The sequence below is a fragment of the Iodidimonas sp. SYSU 1G8 genome, assembly GCF_039655775.1.
Classification (GTDB): domain Bacteria; phylum Pseudomonadota; class Alphaproteobacteria; order SMXS01; family SMXS01; genus RI-34.
This window is the reverse complement of sequence record NZ_JBBYXJ010000002.1, coordinates 1,292,492-1,313,669: the sequence shown is the minus strand read 5'-3', so window position 1 is coordinate 1,313,669 and position 21,178 is coordinate 1,292,492. Positions and strand designations below refer to the sequence as shown.

23 protein-coding genes, 1 tRNA gene and 1 pseudogene are annotated in these 21,178 nt (G+C 65.9%); 22 read left to right on the top strand and 3 right to left on the bottom strand.

From position 1 onward, the window contains the following. The 5 genes from trxA (at position 1) to WJU17_RS17410 (ending at position 2,314) form a co-directional block, all read left to right on the top strand. Positions 1-321, top strand: coding sequence for a thioredoxin TrxA (gene trxA, locus WJU17_RS17430; RefSeq protein WP_346328663.1), 321 nt, complete (start codon positions 1-3; stop codon positions 319-321). Between the two features lie 64 nt (positions 322-385). Continuing rightward, positions 386-796 carry an NUDIX hydrolase gene (locus tag WJU17_RS17425; protein ID WP_346328662.1) on the top strand — a complete coding sequence of 137 codons (411 nt, stop codon included), beginning with the start codon at positions 386-388 and terminating at the stop codon, positions 794-796. Between the two features lie 40 nt (positions 797-836). After that, on the top strand, positions 837-1,475 hold the full coding sequence (locus WJU17_RS17420; RefSeq protein WP_346328661.1) for a methyltransferase domain-containing protein: 639 nt from the start codon (positions 837-839) through the stop codon (positions 1,473-1,475). A gap of 79 nt (positions 1,476-1,554) precedes the next feature. Then, positions 1,555-1,959, top strand: a complete 405-nt coding sequence (locus WJU17_RS17415; RefSeq protein ID WP_346328660.1) for a VOC family protein — start codon at positions 1,555-1,557, stop codon at positions 1,957-1,959. Positions 1,960-2,077: 118 nt separating this feature from the next. Next, the gene (locus tag WJU17_RS17410) at positions 2,078-2,314 is read left to right on the top strand and encodes a hypothetical protein (protein ID WP_346328659.1); all 237 of its coding nucleotides are present in this window, start codon (positions 2,078-2,080) and stop codon (positions 2,312-2,314) included. Here WJU17_RS17410 and WJU17_RS17405 read toward each other — a convergent pair. After that, positions 2,311-3,003, bottom strand: a complete 693-nt coding sequence (locus WJU17_RS17405; protein WP_346328658.1) for a glutathione S-transferase family protein — start codon at positions 3,001-3,003, stop codon at positions 2,311-2,313. The two genes, WJU17_RS17410 and WJU17_RS17405, sit on opposite strands and share 4 nt — an antisense overlap. Positions 3,004-3,129: 126 nt before the next feature. Here WJU17_RS17405 and WJU17_RS17400 point away from each other — a divergent pair, with 126 nt between their 5' ends. From WJU17_RS17400 to WJU17_RS17390, 3 genes are all read left to right on the top strand, one after another. Then, entirely contained in the window at positions 3,130-4,314 is a 1,185-nt protein-coding gene (locus tag WJU17_RS17400; protein ID WP_346328657.1) for a class I SAM-dependent rRNA methyltransferase, read from the top strand. A gap of 60 nt (positions 4,315-4,374) precedes the next feature. After that, the gene (locus WJU17_RS17395; protein WP_346328656.1) at positions 4,375-5,520 is read left to right on the top strand and encodes a thiolase family protein; all 1,146 of its coding nucleotides are present in this window, start codon (positions 4,375-4,377) and stop codon (positions 5,518-5,520) included. Positions 5,521-5,615: 95 nt separating this feature from the next. Beyond that, entirely contained in the window at positions 5,616-6,761 is a 1,146-nt protein-coding gene (locus tag WJU17_RS17390) for a thiolase family protein (protein ID WP_346328655.1), read from the top strand. A 46-nt stretch (positions 6,762-6,807) separates the two neighbouring features. Here the strand turns inward: WJU17_RS17390 and WJU17_RS17385 are convergent, their stop codons facing one another. Further along, a complete protein-coding gene (locus tag WJU17_RS17385) occupies positions 6,808-7,713 on the bottom strand; it encodes a TraB/GumN family protein (protein ID WP_346328654.1) in 906 nt (301 codons plus the stop codon). 171 nt (positions 7,714-7,884) lie between these two features. On the opposite strand from WJU17_RS17385, the gene rpmI reads away from it, so the two are divergent. From rpmI to lepA, 7 genes and pseudogenes are all read left to right on the top strand, one after another. Further along, a complete protein-coding gene (gene rpmI / locus WJU17_RS17380) occupies positions 7,885-8,082 on the top strand; it encodes a 50S ribosomal protein L35 (RefSeq protein WP_346324308.1) in 198 nt (65 codons plus the stop codon). 12 nt (positions 8,083-8,094) lie between these two features. Further along, positions 8,095-8,460, top strand: coding sequence for a 50S ribosomal protein L20 (rplT, locus tag WJU17_RS17375; RefSeq protein ID WP_346328653.1), 366 nt, complete (start codon positions 8,095-8,097; stop codon positions 8,458-8,460). A gap of 72 nt (positions 8,461-8,532) precedes the next feature. Beyond that, entirely contained in the window at positions 8,533-9,609 is a 1,077-nt protein-coding gene (pheS, locus tag WJU17_RS17370; protein ID WP_346328652.1) for a phenylalanine--tRNA ligase subunit alpha, read from the top strand. Then, positions 9,606-12,008 carry a phenylalanine--tRNA ligase subunit beta gene (gene pheT, locus WJU17_RS17365; protein WP_346328651.1) on the top strand — a complete coding sequence of 801 codons (2,403 nt, stop codon included), beginning with the start codon at positions 9,606-9,608 and terminating at the stop codon, positions 12,006-12,008. Before pheS ends, pheT begins: the two co-directional genes overlap by 4 nt. Before the next feature lie 80 nt (positions 12,009-12,088). Continuing rightward, positions 12,089-12,334, top strand: coding sequence for a plasmid stabilization protein (locus WJU17_RS17360; RefSeq protein ID WP_346328650.1), 246 nt, complete (start codon positions 12,089-12,091; stop codon positions 12,332-12,334). Between the two features lie 20 nt (positions 12,335-12,354). Then, positions 12,355-12,537, top strand: a pseudogene (locus tag WJU17_RS17355) (type II toxin-antitoxin system VapC family toxin); the annotation flags it as partial. Positions 12,538-12,592: 55 nt separating this feature from the next. Next, positions 12,593-14,395, top strand: coding sequence for a translation elongation factor 4 (gene lepA / locus WJU17_RS17350; RefSeq protein WP_346328649.1), 1,803 nt, complete (start codon positions 12,593-12,595; stop codon positions 14,393-14,395). 9 nt (positions 14,396-14,404) lie between these two features. On the opposite strand, the gene WJU17_RS17345 is transcribed toward lepA, so the two are convergent. Then, the gene (locus WJU17_RS17345; protein ID WP_346328648.1) at positions 14,405-14,878 is read right to left on the bottom strand and encodes a hypothetical protein; all 474 of its coding nucleotides are present in this window, start codon (positions 14,876-14,878) and stop codon (positions 14,405-14,407) included. A gap of 126 nt (positions 14,879-15,004) precedes the next feature. Here WJU17_RS17345 and WJU17_RS17340 point away from each other — a divergent pair. The 7 genes from WJU17_RS17340 (at position 15,005) to WJU17_RS17310 (ending at position 21,139) form a co-directional block, all read left to right on the top strand. Further along, positions 15,005-15,094: transfer RNA gene (locus tag WJU17_RS17340), tRNA-Ser, on the top strand. Between the two features lie 808 nt (positions 15,095-15,902). Next, positions 15,903-16,835, top strand: coding sequence for a TauD/TfdA family dioxygenase (locus WJU17_RS17335; RefSeq protein WP_346328647.1), 933 nt, complete (start codon positions 15,903-15,905; stop codon positions 16,833-16,835). A 220-nt stretch (positions 16,836-17,055) separates the two neighbouring features. Further along, the gene (locus WJU17_RS17330; protein WP_346328646.1) at positions 17,056-18,183 is read left to right on the top strand and encodes an ABC transporter substrate-binding protein; all 1,128 of its coding nucleotides are present in this window, start codon (positions 17,056-17,058) and stop codon (positions 18,181-18,183) included. Further along, positions 18,180-19,031 carry an ABC transporter permease gene (locus tag WJU17_RS17325; protein ID WP_346328645.1) on the top strand — a complete coding sequence of 284 codons (852 nt, stop codon included), beginning with the start codon at positions 18,180-18,182 and terminating at the stop codon, positions 19,029-19,031. Before WJU17_RS17330 ends, WJU17_RS17325 begins: the two co-directional genes overlap by 4 nt. Beyond that, the gene (locus WJU17_RS17320; protein ID WP_346328644.1) at positions 19,028-19,852 is read left to right on the top strand and encodes an ABC transporter permease; all 825 of its coding nucleotides are present in this window, start codon (positions 19,028-19,030) and stop codon (positions 19,850-19,852) included. The genes WJU17_RS17325 and WJU17_RS17320 overlap by 4 nt, the downstream gene beginning before the upstream one ends. Continuing rightward, positions 19,849-20,607, top strand: coding sequence for an ABC transporter ATP-binding protein (locus tag WJU17_RS17315; RefSeq protein ID WP_346328643.1), 759 nt, complete (start codon positions 19,849-19,851; stop codon positions 20,605-20,607). Before WJU17_RS17320 ends, WJU17_RS17315 begins: the two co-directional genes overlap by 4 nt. 10 nt (positions 20,608-20,617) lie before the next feature. After that, positions 20,618-21,139, top strand: coding sequence for a hypothetical protein (locus tag WJU17_RS17310; protein WP_346328642.1), 522 nt, complete (start codon positions 20,618-20,620; stop codon positions 21,137-21,139). Positions 21,140-21,178 lie beyond the last annotated feature (39 nt).

The following is a 21,178-nucleotide window of genomic DNA, read 5'->3' as shown; positions in this document are numbered from 1 at the left end:
ATGAGCACGAAGAAGATCACGGACGACAGCTTCGAAGCCGACGTCCTCCAGGCCTCTGGCGTGGTTGTCGTCGATTACTGGGCCGAATGGTGCGGCCCCTGCAAGCAGATCGCCCCGGCGCTCGACGAGATCGCCGAGGAGATGGGCGGCAAGCTGACCATCGCCAAGCTCAACATCGACGAGAATCCCGTGTCGCCGACCAGCTATGGCGTGCGCGGCATTCCCACCCTGATGCTGTTCAAGGACGGCGAGCTGCGCGCGACCAAGGTCGGCGCCCAGCCCAAGAGCAAGATCCTGCAGTGGATCAACGAGTCGATCTGAGGCGCGGCCGCGCACGGATCTGGAGAGGGCGCCCGCGGGCGCCCTTTTTCGTTTGGAGGCCAGCATGAGCTTCAGCGGATCGAAGATCGCCCTGCTGCTGGACGGCAAGGTCCTGGTCTACCAGCGCGACGATTTCCCCGGCCTGCGCTACGCCGGCCTGTGGGACCTGCCCGGCGGCGGCCGCGAGGGCGACGAGACGCCGCTGGAATGCGCCCTGCGCGAGACCGAGGAGGAATTCGCCCTGCGGCTCGATCCCGCCTCCATCCTCTGGCACCGCGCCTATCCCTCGGCCGACTTCAGTGGCCTGACCGCGCACTTCTTCGTCGCCCGCCTCCAGCCCCATCACGTGGACGCCATCGTCTTCGGCGACGAAGGCCAGCAATGGGCGCTGGTGGACATGGCCGAACTGCTGGAGCGCGAGGATTTCATCTCCCACTACCGCCAGCGCCTGCGCGATTACCTCGAGAGCCACTGAGCGTCTTCCCGGCCCCGGCGGCCCGCGCTAGGCTCGCTTCATGGAAAACCCGTTCAGGCCCGAACATTTCGCCCGCATCGACGAGACGCCCGATGGTTGGTTCTACCGCCCGGCGCGCATCGTCACCCATATCGACGACCCGGCCCGCGCCTCGCTGGCGCTGTTCTACAAGGAGCGCCTGCCGGCGGGCGGCCGCATCCTCGACCTGATGTCCTCCTGCGTGTCCCACATGCCCGAGGATGTGCGCTTCGACCGGCTGATCGGCCACGGCATGAACGTGGAGGAGCTGAGGGCCAACCCCCAATTGACCGGCGGCTTCGTCCAGGACCTCAACGCCAGCCCCGCCTTGCCCTTCGCCGACGCCAGTTTCGACGGCTGCACCGTGGCCGTGTCGGTCCAGTACATGACCCGTCCGTTGGAGATCTTCCGCGAGGTGGCCCGCGTGCTGCGGCCCGGCGCGCCCTTCATCCTGTCCTTCTCCAACCGCATGTTCCCCACCAAGGCCGTCGCCATCTGGCGCGCACTGGGCAGTGAGCAGCATGGCGGCGTGGTCGACATGTATTTCCGGCTGGCCGGCGGTTTCGGCGAAACCGAATTTCTCGACCTGTCACCGTTCCCGGGCCGCTCGGACCCACTTTATGTAGTGTGTGCGGTAAGGGGTGAAGAACCGCTTCTCTAGGACTCAACCGATCCATTTGCGATTATACGGATCGCAAAGAGACTCCCCGGAAATTGCCCCCACAGAGGAGCACGGCCCCATGATCGACCACTTCTCCCTCCCCGTCAGCAATCTGCGCAAGTCCAAGCCCTTCTACGAGGCCGTGCTCGGCGCGCTGGGCTATCTGTCGCTGCAGGCGCAGGTGTTCGACGGCTATTCCGCGTTCGGCTTCGGCGACGACCCGGATGGCGAGCCGCCGTTCTGGATCGGCGGGCCGACGGTCGAGGGCGCGCCGCCACCGGTGGCGCCAGAGGGACAACACATCGCGTTCCGGGCGCCGAACCGGGCCGCGGTCGATGCCTTCCACGCGGCGGGACTGGCCGCCGGCGGCGCCGACAATGGCGCGCCCGGCCTACGGCCCGACTATCACCCGGATTATTACGCCGCCTTCCTGCTCGACCCGGACGGCCATCACATCGAGGCGGTCTGCCACCATCCGGCATGACCGGATATTTTCCCGAAACCTGTCCCGTACCCGAAACCCGCCCTGGCCGGACGCGTTGAACCGTAACGCGCCGCCGCTAGGCTGCGCCGCCCGAGGATCGCACAGGAAGGACCGGCGGATGTGGACCGAACAGGAAATGGACGACTTCTATGACGGCTTCGAGGCGCTGCTGCTGGCCCACAACATCCTCGTCCGCCAGCTGATCCGCGAAGGCGTGCTGGACCGCGACCAGTGGAGCGGCGAGGTCCGCGCCGCCGCCGATGACGAGCGCCTGAGCCCGGAAGTGCGCGCCACGCTGGGACGCATCATCGCCAGCGTCAAGGGCGCGCGCCTCGCCCTGCCCGCGAACGACTAGGCCGGATCGGCATCCTCCAGGAAGCGGGCCGGCATGGCCTCGCGATAGGGGAAATTCCGGAAGTAGGGCCTCGCCTCCGCCAGCACCCGCTGGACCGACGGGCGCGCCATCAGCCGCTCGACATAGGCGGCGAGATGGACATGGCCGGCCGGAGACGGCTCGACGAACCCGGCATAGAACAGCGCCGGGGCCGCCGCGCAATCGGCGATGCCGAAGCCGTCGCCCAGCGCCCATTCCCTGCCGTCGAGCTGGCGCTCGATCATGTCATAGGCGGTGCGGAGTCCGGCGCGCGCCTCGGCCACGCCGTGCGGGTCGCGCGCGCCCTCGGGCCGCAGCCGGTCGCCGACGATCTTCTGCATGGGTACCTGCACGTAAAGGTCGAAGAACCGGTCCCACAACCGCGCCTCCAGCCGCTGCGACTTGTGGCGCGGCAGCAGCGGCCGGGCGCCCGGATAGAACTGCTCCAGATACTCGATGATGATGGTCGTCTCCGGCAGCGTCCGGTCCTTGGCGCTGTCGTGCAGCACGGGAATCTTGCCCACCGGCCAGACGGCCAGAAATTGGGCCGCGTCCTGCGGGTCCGCGAAGTCGACGATGCGCGGCGTGAACGGGGTCGCGTTCTCGTACAGGGCGATCAGCACCTTGTGGCAGAACGAGGCGAGCGGATGCATGTAGAGGGTGAGCGCCATGGCCATATCTCCGTGAACAATCGGTCGTATGTCGCATGGCCGGACGCGGCGAGCACTTATAATTTGGCGGCGGGCCGCGTTTGGGGGTAGGTCTGCCCCACCGCTTCCGACCGAAAGCCCCATGTCATGAGCCTTCCCGCCATCCGTCTCAATCCCCGCATGCACATGCGGGTGCTGTTCGGCCATCCCTGGATCTATTCCAACGAGATTCCCATGGACGCCGAAGCACGGGCGATTCCGCGCGGCGCGCTGGTGCGCTTCCAGTCCGGCGAAGGCCGCGCGCTGGGCACGGGCATGTTCAACGCCCACACCCTGATCGCCGGCCGCATCCTGAGCCGCGACCCGGACGAGAAGATCGACGCCGCCTTCTTCCGCGCCCGCATCGGCGCGGCCCTGCGGCTGCGCGAGCGCCTCTACGACCGCCCGTTCTACCGGCTGGTCCATGCCGAGGCCGATGGCCTGCCGGGCCTGATCGTCGACCGGTTCGGCGGCGTGCTGGTGGTGCAGGCCAACACCGCCGGCATGGACGCGCTGCTGGAGCCCATCGTCGCGGCGCTGAAGCACACCGTGCAACCCGACGCCATCGTGCTGCGGCTCGACACGCCCGCGCGCCAGACCGAAGGCCTCGCCTCGGACGTGCGCGTCGTGCACGGCGCCGTCGACGGGCCGGTCGCGCTGGAGGAGAACGGCGTCAGCTTCCTCGCCGACCTGGCCGGCGGCCAGAAGACCGGCTGGTTCTATGATCACCGCGACAACCGCGCCTTCGTGTCCCGCTTCGCGCGCGGCGGCAAGGTACTCGATCTCTACACCTTCGCCGGCGCCTTCGGCGTCCAGTGCGCGGCGGCGGGCGCCAGGGAAGTGGTCGCCATCGACCGGTCGGAGCCCGCGCTGGCGCTGGCGAAGCAGGCCGCCGAGGCGAACGGCGTGGCGGGGATCATGGATCTGCGCCGGGCCGAGGCGTTCGAGGCCATGGAAAGCATGGGCCAGGGCGGCCGCAAGTTCGATGTGGTCATCGCCGACCCGCCCGCCTTCGTGAAGTCGAAGAAGGACCTGAAGCCCGGACTGAAGGGCTACCGCAAGATGGTCAAGCTGGCCGCGCCGCTGGTCGCGCCGGGGGGCATCCTGCTCGCCGCCTCGTGCAGCCACAATGTCAGCCCCGAGGCCTTCGCCGAGGAAGTGGCGCGCGGCCTGGGCGATGCCCGCCGGTCGGGCCGCATCCTCCGTTCGTCCGGCGCCGGTCCCGACCATCCGGTGCACCCGCTGCTGCCGGAAAGCGCCTATCTGAAAGCCATCGTCCTGCAACTCGACTGAGCCGCCGGAATCAGGCATAAGGGTTTTCTGCACCCAAGCTTGTTTTGAAGGATCGGAAAGATGACGGAAGTCTGCATCATCGGTATCGGCATTCACAAATTCGGCCGGACCGAAGGCAAGACCGGACGCCAGCAGGGCGCGCACGCCGTGCGCGACGCGCTGAAGGACGCCGGGCTGGAATGGTCGGACATGCAGTTCGCCTATGGCGGCTCGGCCGCCTCGGGCAACGCCGATTCCCTCGTCAACGAGCTGGGGCTGACCGGCATCCAGTTCGTCAACGTCTCCAATGGCTGCGCCACCGGCGGCAGCGCGCTGATCTCGGCCTACACCTCGATCAAATCCGGCCAGTACGATCTGGGCGTGGCCGTGGGCTTCGACAAGCATCCGCGGGGCGCGTTCAACTCCGACCCCGCCAGCCGCGGCCTTGAGCGCTGGTACGGCGAGACCGGCCTGAGCCTGACCACCCAGTTCTTCGCCATGAAGATCAACCGCTACATGCAGGAACATGGCATCTCGCACGAGACGCTGGGCATGGTGGCGCAGAAGGCGTTCCGCAACGGCAAGCTGAACCCCAACGCCTGGCGCCGGGATGAGGTCGACCTGGACACGGTGCTGCATTCGGACATGCTGTCCTATCCGCTGACCAAGTACATGTTCTGCTCGCCGGCCGAAGGCGGCATCGCGCTGATCCTGGCCAGCGAGGAAGCGGCCCGCCGCTACACCAACCGCCCCGTCCATCTGCGCGCCTGCACCCTGCGCACCCGCCACTACGGTGCCTTCGAGGTGTTCAGCCCCTATCTGGCGCTGGAGCGCGCGCCCAGCCCGACCGTGTTCGCCTCGAAGGTCGCCTTCGAGATGGCCGGCGTTGGACCGGAGGACATGGACGTGATCCAGATCCAGGACACGGAATCGGGCGCCGAGATCATGCACATGGCCGAGAACGGCTTCTGCAGGGACGGCGATCAGGAAAAGCTGATCCAGGAAGGCCACACCGAGATCGGTGGCAAGATGCCCATCAACACCGATGGCGGCTGCATCGCCAATGGCGAACCCATCGGCGCCTCGGGCCTGCGCCAGGTCTACGAGGTCGTGCTGCAACTGCGCGGCGACGCGGGCGCGCGGCAGGTACCGAACAGCCCCAAGACCGGCTACACCCACGTCTATGGCGGCCCGGGCGTCTCGGCCTGCACCGTGCTGCAGGTCTGAAGCCGTCCGCTCGCCATGACGATAATTCAGGGCAAGGGACTCGCCCTTTACTATATCGCGGTATAAACTCTTCCCCTTAACCGGGGAGACCATCCATGACCGAAGTGTGCATCATCGGCATCGGCCTGCATCCGTTCGGCCGCACCGACGGCGTGAGCGGCCGCCAGCAGGGCGCCTACGCCGTACGGCAGGCGCTGAAGGATTGCGGGCTGGAATGGACCGACATGCAGTTCGCCTTCGGTGGCTCGGCCGCGGCGGGCAGCGCGGATTCGCTGGTCAATGAGCTGGGCCTGACCGGCATCCAGTTCGTCAATGTCTCGAATGGCTGCGCCACGGGCGGCTCGGCCCTTCTCTCGGCCTATGCCGCGATCAAGGCCGGGCAGTACGATCTCGGCCTCGCCGTCGGCTTCGACAAGCACCCGCGCGGCGCGTTCAATTCGGACCCGCGCAATTCCGGCCTCGAGACCTGGTACGGCGAGACCGGCCTGATGCTGACCACCCAGTTCTTCGGCATGAAGATCAACCGCTATTTGTCGGAACACGGCATCTCGCGCGACGCGCTTGGCATGGTCGCGAACAAGGCGTTCCGCAACGGCGCCAGGAATCCCAATGCGTGGCGCCGCGAGCCGGTGACCATGGACACCATCATGAACTCGGACATGCTGTCCTATCCGCTGACCAAATACATGTTCTGCTCGCCCGCCGAGGGCGGCGCGGCGCTGATCCTGGCCAGCGAGAAGGTGGCGCGCCGCTTCACCAACCGGCCGGTGTTCCTGCGCGCCGCCGCGCTGCGTACCCGCCATTACGGCTCGTTCGAGGTGTTCAGCCCCTATCTCGGCCTTGAGCGCGCCGCCAGCCCGTCGACCATCGCCAGCCGCGCCACCTTCGAGATGGCCGGCCTCGGCCCCGAGGACGTCGACATCGTCCAAGTGCAGGATACGGAGGCGGGAGCCGAGATCATGTATCTGGCCGAATGCGGCTTCTGCGCCGATGGCGAGCAGGAAAAACTGCTGCGCGATGGCGACACCGAAATCGGCGGCCGCATGCCCGTCAACACCGATGGCGGCTGCATCGCCAATGGCGAGCCCATCGGCGCCTCGGGCCTGCGCCAGGTCTGCGAGGTGATCGCCCAGCTGCGCGGTGACGCCGGCGACCGCCAGGTGCCCGGCACCCCGAAGACCGCCTTCACCCACGTCCACGGCGCCCCGGGCCTGTCGGCCTGCACCGTGCTTCAGGTCTAACCCATTCCGTCATTGAAGAGCGTCACGGCGCGAGCAGCGACCCTGATCAGAACCGCTCGATCTGGTATCCCTTGGCTTCCAGCAGGCCGATGACGTTCCGGTCGCCAACCAGGTGGCCCGCGCCGACCACCACGAAATAGACCCCGCCTTTCCGGATCATCGCCTCGATCTCCGGCACCCAGGCCGCGTTGCGGTCGGCGATGAAGCGGTCATAGGCGCCTTCGTAACCGTCCAGATCGTCTTCCATCACCCGGGCCAGAGTGTCCGTGTCGCCGCTCTTCCACGCGTCGATGGTGCGGGCCAGCAGCCCTTCGGGATTCTCGATGAACCGGATGGTGTCCATCACCAGGAAGTTCGGCTCCTCGCGCGACATGGACTCCAGCAGGTCCAGCTGCTGCTCGATGGTCTCGAAGGCGGCGATGGTCTTGCCGCTGGCGCGGGCCTCGCGCGCCAGGACGGCATCGACGCCCAGCGCCGGATCGGCGCCCTGCTGCATCATGTAGCCGACCACCAGCGCCGTCGCCACGAACCAGGGCTTGGTCCGCTCGAGCACCGGCATCTGCAGCGGCGTGCGCGCCACCACGCGCGTCAGGTGGGCGTAGGTCTCGACATCCAGTTCGTCCTGCAAGGTGCGCCCGGCGGGCAGCGCGGCGCGGCGCATCATCATGGCGTTCACCGCGCCTTCTTGTGAGTCGGGCATATCGACCTCGAAGACCACGGTCCGCGCCTCGCGCATGGCGCCCGTCACCCGCTCGTCCCGCCAGGCCAGGGTGGGCGGCAGCAGATGGAACGAGCCCAGGAAATACACCGTGGCACCCTCGGCCTGGAGGCGCCACATGGCCGGGCCGGCGGGCTGCGGCAGGCTCAGCTGTATGGCGGCGGCGGACTGCCAGCCCGACGCGAGCAACAGGCCCAGCAGCAGGAATCCTCTCGCGGCGCGGCGCAGCAACATGGCATTCTCCCCTTGTCAGACGCCCATCATAAGCATCGGCGGGCATGCGCCGCCACAGCGCTTGCAACCGGGAAAGGCCGACGCTATAAAGCGCGCCTTGATCGCCCGGCCGGCAGGGCATGCCGCGGCGGTCTTCATCGCTGAACAACATTCGACCAAAAGGAAAGCGAAATGCCCAAGCTAAAGACCAAATCGGGCGCTAAGAAGCGCTTCAGCCTGACGGCGTCGGGAAAGGTTCGCTCCAACCAGGCGAACAAGCGGCACGGCATGATCAAGCGGACCAACAAGCAGATCCGCAATCAGCGCGGCACCACCATCCTGTGTGATGCCGATGCCCGTATCGTCAAAAAATTCCTTCCCTACGGCTAAGGAGCTCGCAGCATGTCTCGCGTAAAACGCGGTGTGACGACGCACGCCCGTCACAAGAAGATCCTCGACGCGGCGAAGGGCTATTACGGCCGCCGCAAGAATACCATCCGCATCGCCAATCAGGCGGTGGAGAAGGCCGGTCAGTACGCCTATCGCGACCGCCGTGCGAAGAAGCGCACCTTCCGCGCCCTGTGGATCCAGCGCATCAACGCCGCCGTCCGTGAACACGGCCTGACCTATTCCCGCTTTATCAACGGGCTCCTGTTGAGCGGCATCGAACTCGACCGCAAGGTCCTGTCGGATATCGCCATCCACGAGCCCGCAACCTTCGCTTCGCTGGTCAAGCAGGCGCAGGACGCGCTGGCGAAGGCCGCCTGATCCAGGTCTCCTTGCCTTGATACCGTTTCGGAAGAGGGGGCCCCGTGCCCCCTTTTTTCATGGAAAAAGCTGATGCAGGACATCGACACCCTTCGCGAAGACCTTCTGGCCCGGATCGCCGCCGCCGCCGATTCCGCGGCGCTTGAGCAGATCCGCGTCGCCGCCCTCGGCAAAAAGGGCGCCATCTCCGAACTGATGCGCGGCCTGGGCCAGATGAGCCCGGAGGAGCGCAAGAGCGCCGGCCCCGCCCTCAACGGCCTGAAGGACGACGTGGACAGCGCCATCCGCGCCGCCCGCGAGGCGCTGGAGGACGCGCTGCTGGACGCCCGGCTGGTCAGCGAGCGGATCGACGTCACCCTGCCGGTCCTGCCCGAAGCGCGCGGTAGCATCCATCCGGTCAGCCAGGTGATCGACGAGGTGACCGAAATCTTCGCCCAGATGGGGTTCACCGTCGCTGAAGGCCCGGACATCGAGGAAGATTTCTACAACTTCACCGCGCTGAACATTCCGCCCGAGCACCCTGCCCGGCAGATGCACGACACCTTCTACCTTCCCGAGCGGCCGGACGGGACGCGCCGCGTGCTGCGCACCCACACCAGCCCGGTCCAGATCCGCACCATGCTGAACACCAAGCCGCCGCTGCGCATCATCGCGCCGGGCCGCACCTTCCGCTGCGACAGCGACCAGACCCACACGCCCATGTTCCACCAGATCGAGGCGCTGGTGATCGACGAATCGACTCACATGGGTCATCTGAAAGGCTGCATCGAGGCGTTCTGCCGCGCCTTCTTCGAGGTGGACGAGGTGAAGATGCGCTTTCGCCCCAGCTATTTCCCCTTCACCGAGCCATCGGCCGAGGTCGATATCGGCTGCCGCCGCGACGGCGGCGAGCTGCGCATCGGCGAAGGCGACGACTGGCTGGAGATCATGGGCTGCGGCATGGTGCACCCCAAGGTGCTGGAGCATTGCGGCGTGGACCCCGCCAAATACCAGGGCTTCGCCTTCGGCATGGGCATCGACCGCATCGCCATGCTGAAATATGGCGCCCCCGATCTGCGCGCTTTCTTCGACAGCGACCTGCGCTGGCTGCGCCATTACGGCTTCTCGTCGCTGAATGTACCGACCCTGGGCCAGGGAGTGAGCCGATGAAATTCACCCTGTCCTGGCTGAAGGATCATCTCGACACCGCGGCCGACCTGAAGACCATCACCGATACCCTGACCGCCATCGGCCTCGAGGTCGAAGGCGTCGAGGACAATGGCTCGGTGCTGGCGCCGTTCACGGTCGCCCATGTCATCAAGGCCGAGCCGCACCCCAATGCGGACAAGCTGCGGGTCTGCCAGGTGGACACCGGCAGCGAGACCGTCCAGGTCGTGTGCGGCGCGCCCAATGCGCGCACCGGTCTGAAAGCGGTGTTCGCGCACAGCGGCCTGACCGTGCCGGCCACCGGCCTGGTGCTGAAGCCCAGCGAGATTCGCGGCGTCGCCTCCAACGGCATGCTGGTGTCCGAGCGCGAGATGGGTCTGTCGGAAGCCCATGACGGCATCATCGAGATGCCCGAGGACGCGCCGCTGGGCGTGCCCTTCGCCAAGGTGCTGGGCATGGACGATCCGGTCATCGAGATCAACATCACGCCCAACCGGCAGGATTGCCTGGGCGTGCGCGGCATCGCCCGCGATCTGGCCGCCGCCGGCATCGGCACGCTGAAGCCCGCGCCGGTCACGCCGGTGAAGGGCACGTTCGCGAGCCCGGTCGGCATCAGTCTGAAGCTGGCCCCGGAAGACGCCCCCGCCTGCCCGGTCTTCGTCGGCCGCACCATTCGCGGCGTCAGGAACGGCCCCAGCCCGGCCTGGATGCAGCGCCGCCTGAAGGCCATTGGCCTGCGTCCGATCTCGGCGCTGGTCGACATCACCAACTATCTCTCCTTCGACCGCGCCCGCCCGCTGCATGTCTATGACGCCGCCAAACTGACCGGCGGCATTCATGTGCGCGTCGCCAACCCCGGCGAACAGCTGGCGGCGCTGGACGGCAAGACCTACGACCTGCCCGAAGCCGCCTGCGTCATCGCCGACGATGCCGGGGCGCTGGGCCTGGGCGGCATCATGGGCGGCGAAGCCTCGGGCTGCACGGGAGAGACCACCGAAATCGTGCTGGAATCGGCCCTGTTCGACCCGCTGCGCATCGCCTATACGGGCCGCACGCTGGGCATCAACAGCGACGCCCGCTATCGCTTCGAGCGCGGCGTGGACAGCCAGTTCGTCATCGGCGGCGCCGAGGAAGCGACCCGCCTGATCCAAGAGATCTGCGGCGGCGAAGCCAGCGAGCTGGTGATCGCCGGCGCGGTGCCCGAGTGGAGCAAAACCGCCGAAATGCGCCCCGACTGGGTGCGCACCCTGACCGGGATCGACATTCCCGCCGCCGACTCCGTGCGGCGCCTGGAATCGCTGGGCTTCAAGGCCGAGGAAATGGGCGGCGTCATCGTCGCCCAGGTTCCGAGCTGGCGCACCGATATCGAGGGTGAAGCCGATCTGGTCGAGGAAGTGGCCCGTATTCACGGCTACCACGCCATTCCATCGACCGTCCTGCCCCGCCTCACCGAGACCATCAAGCCGGCGGTCAATGCCCGCCAGCGCCAGGTCCGCATCGCCCGCCGGGCGCTGGCCGCGCGCGGCATGAACGAGGCGGTCACCTGGTCGTTCACCTCGTCCGCCTTGGCCAAGCTGTTCGGCGGCGTGCCGGACAGCCTGAAGCTGGTCAACCCGATCAGCTCGGAACTGGACGCCATGCGCCCCAGCCTGCTTCCGAACCTGGTGGACGCCGCTGGCCGCAACGCCGATCGCGGCTTCACCTCGGTCGCCCTGTTCGAGGTCGGCGCCCAGTACGCCGGCGACGCGCCCGAGGACCAGACCACCGTCGCGGGCGGCGTCCGCGCCGGCATCAACCACGGCCGGCACTGGTCGGAAGCGACCGCCCCCGTGACCGTCTTCGACGCCAAGGCCGATGCACTCGCCCTGCTCGACGCGCTCGGCGCGGCGACCGCGAACCTGCGCATCACCACCGACGCGCCGGCCTGGTACCATCCGGGCCGCAGCGGCCGGCTGATGCTCGGCCCGAAGAACTGCCTTGCCCGCTTCGGCGAGCTGCACCCCAAAGTGCTGAAGGCCATGGACGTGAAGGGTCCCGTGGTCGCGTTCGAGGTCTTCATCGACACCATCCCGGTGAAGGAGCGCAAGCGCACCTCCAAGCCGGCGCTGGCCGCCTCGCCCTTCCAGGCCGTCGAGCGCGACTTCGCCTTCGTCGTCGCCGCGAGCGTCAACGCCCAGGATCTGCTGAACGCCGCCGCCGGCGCCGACAAGCAGCTGATCGAGTCCGTGTCCCTGTTCGACATCTATGAAGGCCCGGGCGTCGGCGAAGGCAACAAGTCACTGGCCATCGCCGTGCGCCTGCAGCCAACGGACCGCACCCTGACCGACACCGACATCGACAGCGTGTCAAAGAAGATCATCGCGGCGGTGGAAAAGGCCACCGGCGGCAAGCTGAGGGGCTGATCTGCCATCAAGATACCTTCTGCCATCTTGATGGCAGAAGGGTTCGGGATAGACTTATGCCCAAACAGATGGAGTGTCCCATGGCCGAGCCGCAATTCTCCGTGCGAAGCGCGAAGGCGCGCGAGCTCGCCCACCGGCTCGGACGGCGGGAAAAGCGCTCGATCGCCGAAATCGTCGAGCGGGCGCTGGAAGCCTATGAAGTGCGCGAGGCCGGACGCGAGCCGGCGGCGGCATTCTATGCAAGACTCTCGGCGCGGCCCGGACCTGATATCGACCTCGAGGCTGTCATCCTTGAAAACCGGACGCATGAGGGCTCGGATATTTGATCTTTCTCGACACCAGCAGTGGCATGTCTGATCCAGCACATGGCGAGATCATGGGCGCGGCCAAACAGCAAGGTGCCGCCATGTCCATACCGGACGGCATGATCGCCGCCATCGCGCGGGTCAACGGCGGCAGTCTCGCCACCCGCAACCTGTCGGATTTTCGGACGACAGGGCTGGAACTCATTTCTCCCTGGGACTTCTGAACCCGCTGAATCCGCCGCTTGGCAGCAACCCCGACGCCGTGTAAAACCCGCGACCATGACCACAGATCTTTCCAAAATCCGCAACTTCGCGATCATCGCCCATATCGACCACGGCAAGTCGACCCTGTCCGACCGCCTGATCCAGACCTGCGGCGGTCTGACCGCGCGCGAGATGACGGAACAGGTGCTCGACAACATGGACATCGAGCGCGAGCGCGGCATCACCATCAAGGCCCAGACCGTCCGCCTGAACTACAAGGCCAAGGACGGCCAGACCTATGTGTTCAACCTGATGGACACGCCCGGCCACGTCGACTTCGCCTACGAGGTCAGCCGGTCGCTCGCCGCGTGCGAAGGATCGATTCTGGTGGTCGACGCCTCGCAGGGCGTCGAGGCGCAGACCCTGGCCAATGTCTACAAGGCCATCGAGAACGACCACGAGATCATCCCCGTCCTCAACAAGATCGACCTGCCCGCCGCCGAGCCCGAGCGCGTGCGTGCCCAGATCGAGGACGTCATCGGCCTCGACGCCAGTGACGCCATCGCCACCTCGGCCAAGACCGGCGTCGGCATCGAGGAACTGCTGGAAGCCGTCGCCACCCGCCTGCCGCCGCCCAAGGGCGACCGCAACGCGCCGCTGAAGGTCATGCTGGTCGACAGCTGGTACGACACCTATCTGGGCGTCATGATCCTGGTCCGCGTCGTCGACGGCGTCCTGAAGAAGGGCCAGCAGATCCGCATGATGGCCGCCAAGACGACCCATACGGTCGAGCGCGTCGGCGTGTTCACGCCCAAACCCGAATCCATCGACGAACTGGGTCCCGGCGAGATGGGATTCATCAACGCCGCCATCAAGGAAGTCGCCGAAACCAATGTCGGCGACACCATCACCGAGGAAAAGCGCCAGGCCGCCGAGCCCCTGCCCGGCTTCAAGCCGAGCCAGCCCGTGGTGTTCTGCGGCCTGTTCCCGACAGACGCCGGCGAGTTCGAGGAGCTCCGTTCCTCGCTGGCCAAGCTGCGCCTCAACGACGCCAGCTTCGAGTTCGAGATGGAGACCTCGGCCGCGCTCGGCTTCGGCTTCCGCTGCGGCTTCCTCGGCCTCCTGCATCTGGAGATCATCCAGGAGCGGCTGGAGCGCGAGTTCAATCTCGACCTCATCACCACCGCGCCCAGCGTCGTCTACCGCATGCACATGACCGACGGCACCATGATCGAGCTGCACAATCCGGCCGACATGCCGGACCCGGTCAAGATCGACCGGATCGAGGAGCCGTGGATCAAGGCGTCGATCATCGTGCCGGACGAATATCTGGGCGCGATCCTCAAGCTGTGCGAGGACCGGCGCGGCAATCAGATCGAGTTGACCTATGCCGGCGCGCGCGCCATGGCCGTCTATCGGCTGCCGCTGAACGAGGTGGTGTTCGACTTCTACGACCGCCTGAAGTCGGTCTCGCGCGGCTATGCCAGCTTCGACTACACGCTGGACGGCTACGAGGAAGGCGACCTTGTGAAGATGTCGGTGCTGGTCAACGCCGAGCCGGTCGACGCCCTGTCCATGATCGTTCATCGGGGCCGCGCCGAACAGCGTGGCCGCGGCATGTGCGAGAAGCTGAAGGACCTGATCCCCCGCCAGCTGTTCAAGATTCCGATCCAGGCGGCCATCGGCGGCCGGGTCGTGGCCCGCGAGACCATCAGCGCCATGCGCAAGGACGTGACCGCCAAGTGCTATGGCGGCGACGTGACCCGCAAGAAGAAGCTGCTGGAGAAGCAGAAAGAGGGCAAGAAGCGCATGCGCTCCTTCGGCAAGGTGGAGATCCCGCAGGAAGCCTTCATCGCCGCCCTCAAGATGGACGACTGAAACAGCGGATCAGGTATCGTCCTCAGGCGCGGCCAACGGGTCGCCCTGCCGCACGCGCTGGCGATAGGTGACGTTCACCCGCCGCGAGCGCAGCAGGTACAGGCTGAACACCGGCCCGATCGCCAGCGCCGCCAGGCTGGCCAGCATCCATTGCCGCGTGGCCAGTCCCAGCACCAGCAACAGCCCGTCCAGCGCGAGCGCCAGCCAGTGCGTGCCGATGGCCGCCAGCGGCATGCCCGGATGCCGGGTCACCGCCAGAAACGGAAACGGCACCCGCAGCGCCAGCGCCAGCGCGACCAGGATCACCGCCACGTCGCCCATCAACGGATCGAGCCCGTCCGCTTGCGCCAGCGCGCCCGGCACCTGCACCGCCGTCCAGGCCAGCCAGCCCAGCGCCAGCCAGTAGAACAGGTGCAGCCAGCCGCCCATGCCGTAAAGCCGGTGGGTTGCCGCGGCGTCCTCCGACACGGTTATCCAGTTCACGATGCCTCCTGCGCGCTGCCAACCCACCGGCTGTTACACCATGCCCGCCGCGGGACCAAGAAAATGCGCGACTCCTCGCCGGAACCGTTGCCAGCCGCGCGCGATCGGCTATAGTGCGCCCCTTCCGGAGGGGTGGCCGAGCGGTTGAAGGCGCACGCCTGGAAAGTGTGTAAGGGTGCAAGCCCTTCGTGGGTTCGAATCCCATCCCCTCCGCCATTTTAGCTCTGTAAAACATTGATTCTGATCAAATAAGTCGAACACTCCTCCAAACATGAAGCGGCTCATTGAATGTTCCCGGATGACCGCCCCCATGTCTGCCAGCCTCGCCCCTGCCCGTTCTCACGCGATGCATCCCACGCGCTCCAGGAGATCCCTCTCCCGCTGATCGAACGTCGGGTTGCGGATGACCGGTTCCCACTATCCGTTCTCCAATCCGAGCTGATCGTAATGCACCCGCGCTAGAGCATCGTGCGCCGTCGCCAAGGGGTCATTTCACGCCTCGATACTGGCCGGCACAGCATGCCTTCACGCCGAAGCGAAGGCCTGTCGTTGACGTGAGATGCGTACACCCAGCAGATGCGCGTGGGCGACTCGATATGCGACAGGGGCCCTCGGTAGTCAGGGACTGCGTTGAGCGTCCAGCCACGCCTCTTCGGCAATCCTGGGCGGCCGGATCTTGATGTCGCCCGGATGGGGCTTCAGGAGCGCGACATCTGGCTGCTCCGGCCCGCGGCAACCTGATTCTGCTCCAGAATGACGGGCATGCGGTATTGGATGTGTCTCGTCAGATCGCAGGCATCGGGAGCCGAATCGCGACCTCTGCGCGGCTCCACTGGCAAAAAATGCATATGGCATTGCCGCATGTTGGCATCCGCCTCCGTTTAAAAGCCTTTCAAGCCAAGCAGGGAAATCAGCATGAGCTTAAAATACCTTGACTCTATCAATTTGATAGGGATTATATTCTATATACGGCGCTGCTCCTCATCGGGGAGCCAGCCGCAACCAGACCGCAAGGGAGCGCGTCATGAATGCCAAGGTAGACATCAATGTGGGCGCTGGTAGCGCGACCGTCCTCGATATCGTTCCGGTTGCCGGACGCATCGGCGCTGAAATTCGCGGACTGGAGCTGTCGGCAGATCTGGATACGGATACAGTCGCGGCCATCAGGCGCGCGCTGCTGAAGTACAAGGTGATTTTCTTCCGAGGCCAGACCCATCTTGATGATGCGGGCCAGGAAGCGTTCGCGGCCTTGCTCGGTACACCGGTCGCCCATCCGACTGTTCCCGTCGCGGCGGGCTCCAGCTATCTCCTCGAGTTGGACTCCAGGCGGGGCGGCCGCGCGAATTCCTGGCATACGGATGTGACATTCGTCGATGCCTATCCGTTCGCCTCCATCCTGCGAGGCGTGAAGATTCCGGCATCTGGGGGTGACACCGTGTGGGCCAACACGGCGAGCGCCTACACCGATCTGCCCGAGCCGCTACGCGCCCTGGCAGACACTTTGTGGGCGGTTCACACCAACGAATACGACTACGCGGGCAGCCGTCCGAAGGTTTCCGAAGAGGCGGCCAAGGCGTATCGACAGATCTTCGCCTCGACCGTCTACGAGACCGAGCACCCACTGGTGCGGGTGCATCCTGAAACGGGGGAACACACCCTGCTCCTGGGTCACTTCATCAAGAAGATCATCGGGCTGTCCTCGCCGGATTCCGCGCAGCTCTTCAACGTTCTCCAGGCGCATGTGACCCGGCTGGAGAATACGGTCCGCTGGCGCTGGACCGAGGGCGACGTCGCCATCTGGGACAACCGCGCCACGCAGCATTATGCAATCAACGATTATGGCGACCAGGAGCGGATCGTACGGCGCGTAACCCTGGATGGCGACGTTCCTGTATCCACCGACGGCCGCCGCAGCGTCGTCCGTCGGCCGGCGCCGGTCGCCGTCGCCGCCGAATAGCTTCTCCCCGAGGGACCCGGTCCCGGCTTCAACTCCCCATTCACGACGCCGGGACCGGATGTGGAGCGCGTCACGTGAACGCGACAGCACTGAACAGTAACCGGGCCGGACCTCCCCAGCCCATTCGGCAGCCTGACTCCCCTTAGGCCATGCCCCATGTCCGGTGTGCCATCCCGGGCATGGGGCGCCGTATTGCCCGACCAGGAAGAATGAGTTTGCCATGACAATCCTGCCCTCTCGCCCAACGCGCCTTGTCACTCATATCGCCAGGATCGCGGCGGGTATCGCCCTGCTGATCCTCGCGACACCGGCCGCGTCAGCGGAAGCGCCGAAGACGATCACCATCGCCTTTCCGGGCGTGGGAATTGGCGGCAAGCAATTCGGAGGCGGCAACGCCGCCGCCGTCGTCCACGTCCAGCGGCGTCTGGAAAAGGCCTTCGCCAAGGACGGCACCAGGATCACCTGGGAGTTCTACAAGGGCGCCGGTCCCGCGATCAACGAAGGCATGGCGAACGGCAAGATCGATTTCGCGTATCTGGGCGAGCTGCCCGCCATCATGGCCCGCTCCGCCGGTCTCGATACTCGCGTCCTGCTGTCGACCGCCACCGGCAACAACACCTACATCGCCGTCGCCAAGGGTTCGAAGATCCGGAGTGTCAAGGATCTGAAGGGCAAGGTCATCGCCAACTTCAAGGGCACGGCCCTGCACCTGTCCGCGAACCGCGTGCTGGCGGAGGCCGGCTTGAGCGAACGGGATCTCAAGGTCATCAATCTGGAGCCCGCCAACGCCCAGACCGCGCTGGCGACAGGCCAGATCGACGCCATGGTCAGCAGCTACAATCTTCTGCTGCTGCGCGACAAAGGCATCGCCGACATCATCTATTCCACGAAAGGTAGATCACCCCGGCTCGGCATGCAGGGCATCCTTCTGGTTCGAGGCGCCTTCGCGGACAAGTATCCGGACGCCGTCAAGCAGGTGGTCAAGGAAACCGTCGCCGCGGCCCACTGGTCGAGCCAGCCGGAGAATGCGGACGCCCTCTATGAGATATGGTCCAGGACCGGACTGCCCGCGCGCCACTTCAAGACCGAATATCCCCCGGAAACCCTGCATGACAGGCTCAGTCCGCGTCTGGATGGGTACGTGCAGGGATTGCTGCGCCACGCCATCGACGACGCGCGCACCTACAGGCTGATCCGCCGCGATGTCGATCTTGGCAAATGGATTGATCCCGCGCCGCTTCAGGCCGCGCTGGTGGAGCTGAAATTGACTGGTTACTGGCAACCACGCGACGCCGGCTGGCATCCGGCGAAACCGAAATCCCGGGACGCGGAGGGTAAAGCGCCATGACCGATATCGATTTCAGCGCGCGCGCTGGGCTGGGACTCGGATCCCGCGCACGGACGCCTTTGGTCCCGGCGAACTGGAGCTTTCCTTTCGGCAAGGCGAAGGGTCTTGTCGGCCTGATCGTCCCCGCTCTGTTGCTCTGGACGTGGCATGCCGCATCTAGCCGTGGTCTCGTGGCGCCGCAGGTCCTTCCCGCGCCCGCCATGGTCATCGAGACGTTTCTCGATCTGATCGACAGCGGCGAGCTCGCCGGGAATTTGTGGATCAGCTTCCAGCGCGTGGCCTATGGCTTCGGCATCGGCGCTTCGGCTGGTCTGCTGACAGGCATCGCCATGGGCCTGTCGCAGCGGACCGAGCGCTGGCTTCGGCCATCGTTCCTGCTCCTCGGGATCATTCCCGTGATCGGCTGGCTGCCGCTCCTGATGATGCTGCTGGGCATCGGAGAGGCGCTGAAGATCGTGGTGATCGCCAAGGCCGCCTTGCTCCCCGTGGCCCTGCATACGATGAACGGGATCGCTTCGGTACCCAATACCTATAGGGAGGTCGGCCGTGTCTATGGCTTCTCCCCGTGGCAAACCCTGCGCCGCATCGTCCTGCCATCGACCATCCTGCCCATCTTTACCGGGCTGCGCATTGGTCTGACCACCGCCTGGATCTCGCTCGTCGTGGTGGAAATGCTGGCCTCCACCGAAGGTGTCGGCTACCTGCTCGTCTGGGGTCGGCAGCTTTTCCAGCTCGACCTGATGATCGCCATGATGGCGGTGATCGGGTTCATCGGGTTCGCCATGGACAAGGGTTTGGTCCTGAGCGAGGCAGCGCTGGTCAAGCGCTTTGGCGGGAGGAGCCGATGAGCGCCCTTCACGCATCGGGAAAGCGCCGCTGGAGCGGGCGGCTCACATCGGCCGAGGGGTGGGTGATCCCCCTGCTCGTGCTCGCCGTGTGGGATCTTTCCGCCAGGCTGGCATGGGTCGATCCTCGATTGTGGGCGCCTCCCGCCGAGGTAATCTCCACCGCGTTTGTCCAGATTTCGGACGGGACGGTGTTCGTCCACGTGCTCGCCAGTCTGCAGCGCCAGATCCTCGGCTTCGTACTGGGTTCGTCGATCGGCCTGGCGCTGGGCGTCGTCCTGGCGAGCTCCCGCCTGGCGGACCAGCTGTTCGGCCCGCTGCTTCACGCCATCAAGCAGGTCGCGATCTTTACCTGGATTCCGCTGCTGTCGATCTGGGTCGGCTCCGGCGAACTGGCCAAGGTGACGTTCATTGCTCTCGCCTGCGTGTTTCCGGTGATGCTGGGCGCGTATGAAGGCGTGCGTGGGATCGACCCGCGCTTCCGCGAAGTCGCGGACGCGCTGCAGCTGACACGGGCGCAGAAAATACGTCGTTTGATTATTCCGTCCGCGCTGCCCGCCATCCTGGGCGGTTTGCAGCTGGCGCTGATCTTCGCCTGGCTGGCGGTTATCGGCGCCGATTACTTCTTCATCGCCGCGCCGGGCCTTGGCACCTCCATGCTGGAAGGCCGCGATCACTTCCAGATGGACGTGGTGATCTTCGACATGCTGGTCATCGGCCTGATCGGTTTCGGCTACATCCAGCTCGCGCGCCGCGCCGAAGGCCGGCTCCTGCGCTGGCAAGGTTCCGCGCGCGCCAAACCAAAAGGACTTATCCGCCCATGACCGCTCCAGGCACTCTCAGCATCAGCCACGTCAGCAAGCGCTTTCAGGTCGAAAAATCGGTCTTCTCGGCCCTTGAAGGGATCAACCTCGGGGTAAAGCCTGGTGAGTTCCTGACCCTTGTCGGATCGTCGGGATGCGGCAAGTCGACCTTGCTGCGCCTGATCGCCGGCCTCGACACATCCTATGATGGCACCATCCTGCACGACGGCGTCGCGGTTCGCGGCACCAGCCTGTCGCGCGGCATCGTGTTCCAGGAGCACCGGCTGTTTCCATGGCTCACGGTCACCGACAACATCGGCCTGGCACTGGAGAATGTCCCGCTGAGCCGCGAAGAAAAGCGCGCGGCCATCGCGGAGCATATCTCGCTCGTGGGTCTGGAAGGCTTCGAATACGCCTATCCCTATCAGTTGTCGGGAGGCATGTCGCAACGCGTCGCCATTGCCCGCGGCCTTGTCGGACGTCCCGAAGTCCTCTTGCTGGACGAGCCCTTCGGCGCGCTGGATGCGCTTACCCGCACCCGCCTTCAGAATGAGCTGCAGCGGATATGGGAACAGGAGGGGATCACCATGATCCTGGTCACCCATGACGTGGACGAGGCTGTTTTCCTGGGAGACCGGGTGGTGGTCATGTCGCCGCGGCCCGGCCGGATCCAAAGCATTGTCGACGTCAGTCTTCCAAGGCCGCGAGATCGGGTGAGCGCGGACTTCGCAGCCCTCAAGGCGCGAATTCTGACCTCGCTCGGCGATCCCGTTTAATGGCGCGCGCATGTACCCGGTTCAGAGTCATAGAACCGCCGGCAAACAGACTGGTGCCCGGGTAGCGCCCAGGGTTGGCGCGGATCCGACGCGGCTGCAACGCTGGCTGCTCAAGCTGACGACGTCGCCCTTCGACGGGGCGGCGTTCAACCGCATTCAGGGCACGCCCGCTCACGCCGTGCTGCGTGGACTGGCGGATCAGGGCTGGTCGCTCCGCCAGGGGTCCCCGCGCAATTACATTCTCTGGCGCACCGGCAGTCTGATCCAGTCGAGCGCCGCCACCGTCCTGGTGCTGCCGGACGGTGAATCTCCCCTGTCGCGCTGGGAGCGAGCTGTCGTGTGTCTGCTTGATGCCGCGCGTCGGCAAACATACCGGCGGATCGCCCTGACGGGCGAGTGGCCCGGGCAGGACGACGACCCATGGACCAATCCCCTCCTGCGGAACGACGTTCTGAGGCAGGTGCCACCGGTAGTCGCCGCGACCGCGACACAGCTGCTCGACAGACTTTATGCCGCGACGGCCATGCCGTAACCGGCTTAGGACACTTCCCGGGATCACGGATAGAGAAAA

Excerpts from the sequence above, each read along its gene's own strand:
- trxA (WP_346328663.1), top strand. The coding sequence starts at position 1 with ATGAGCACGAAGAAGATCACGGACGACAGCTTCGAAGCCGACGTCCTC.
- WJU17_RS17425 (WP_346328662.1), top strand. The coding sequence starts at position 386 with ATGAGCTTCAGCGGATCGAAGATCGCCCTGCTGCTGGACGGCAAGGTC.
- WJU17_RS17420 (WP_346328661.1), top strand. The coding sequence starts at position 837 with ATGGAAAACCCGTTCAGGCCCGAACATTTCGCCCGCATCGACGAGACG.
- WJU17_RS17415 (WP_346328660.1), top strand. The coding sequence starts at position 1,555 with ATGATCGACCACTTCTCCCTCCCCGTCAGCAATCTGCGCAAGTCCAAG.
- WJU17_RS17410 (WP_346328659.1), top strand. The coding sequence starts at position 2,078 with ATGTGGACCGAACAGGAAATGGACGACTTCTATGACGGCTTCGAGGCG.
- WJU17_RS17405 (WP_346328658.1), bottom strand. The coding sequence starts at position 3,003 with ATGGCGCTCACCCTCTACATGCATCCGCTCGCCTCGTTCTGCCACAAG.
- WJU17_RS17400 (WP_346328657.1), top strand. The coding sequence starts at position 3,130 with ATGAGCCTTCCCGCCATCCGTCTCAATCCCCGCATGCACATGCGGGTG.
- WJU17_RS17395 (WP_346328656.1), top strand. The coding sequence starts at position 4,375 with ATGACGGAAGTCTGCATCATCGGTATCGGCATTCACAAATTCGGCCGG.
- WJU17_RS17390 (WP_346328655.1), top strand. The coding sequence starts at position 5,616 with ATGACCGAAGTGTGCATCATCGGCATCGGCCTGCATCCGTTCGGCCGC.
- WJU17_RS17385 (WP_346328654.1), bottom strand. The coding sequence starts at position 7,713 with ATGTTGCTGCGCCGCGCCGCGAGAGGATTCCTGCTGCTGGGCCTGTTG.
- rpmI (WP_346324308.1), top strand. The coding sequence starts at position 7,885 with ATGCCCAAGCTAAAGACCAAATCGGGCGCTAAGAAGCGCTTCAGCCTG.
- rplT (WP_346328653.1), top strand. The coding sequence starts at position 8,095 with ATGTCTCGCGTAAAACGCGGTGTGACGACGCACGCCCGTCACAAGAAG.
- pheS (WP_346328652.1), top strand. The coding sequence starts at position 8,533 with ATGCAGGACATCGACACCCTTCGCGAAGACCTTCTGGCCCGGATCGCC.
- pheT (WP_346328651.1), top strand. The coding sequence starts at position 9,606 with ATGAAATTCACCCTGTCCTGGCTGAAGGATCATCTCGACACCGCGGCC.
- WJU17_RS17360 (WP_346328650.1), top strand. The coding sequence starts at position 12,089 with ATGGCCGAGCCGCAATTCTCCGTGCGAAGCGCGAAGGCGCGCGAGCTC.
- lepA (WP_346328649.1), top strand. The coding sequence starts at position 12,593 with ATGACCACAGATCTTTCCAAAATCCGCAACTTCGCGATCATCGCCCAT.
- WJU17_RS17335 (WP_346328647.1), top strand. The coding sequence starts at position 15,903 with ATGAATGCCAAGGTAGACATCAATGTGGGCGCTGGTAGCGCGACCGTC.
- WJU17_RS17330 (WP_346328646.1), top strand. The coding sequence starts at position 17,056 with ATGACAATCCTGCCCTCTCGCCCAACGCGCCTTGTCACTCATATCGCC.
- WJU17_RS17325 (WP_346328645.1), top strand. The coding sequence starts at position 18,180 with ATGACCGATATCGATTTCAGCGCGCGCGCTGGGCTGGGACTCGGATCC.
- WJU17_RS17320 (WP_346328644.1), top strand. The coding sequence starts at position 19,028 with ATGAGCGCCCTTCACGCATCGGGAAAGCGCCGCTGGAGCGGGCGGCTC.
- WJU17_RS17315 (WP_346328643.1), top strand. The coding sequence starts at position 19,849 with ATGACCGCTCCAGGCACTCTCAGCATCAGCCACGTCAGCAAGCGCTTT.
- WJU17_RS17310 (WP_346328642.1), top strand. The coding sequence starts at position 20,618 with ATGTACCCGGTTCAGAGTCATAGAACCGCCGGCAAACAGACTGGTGCC.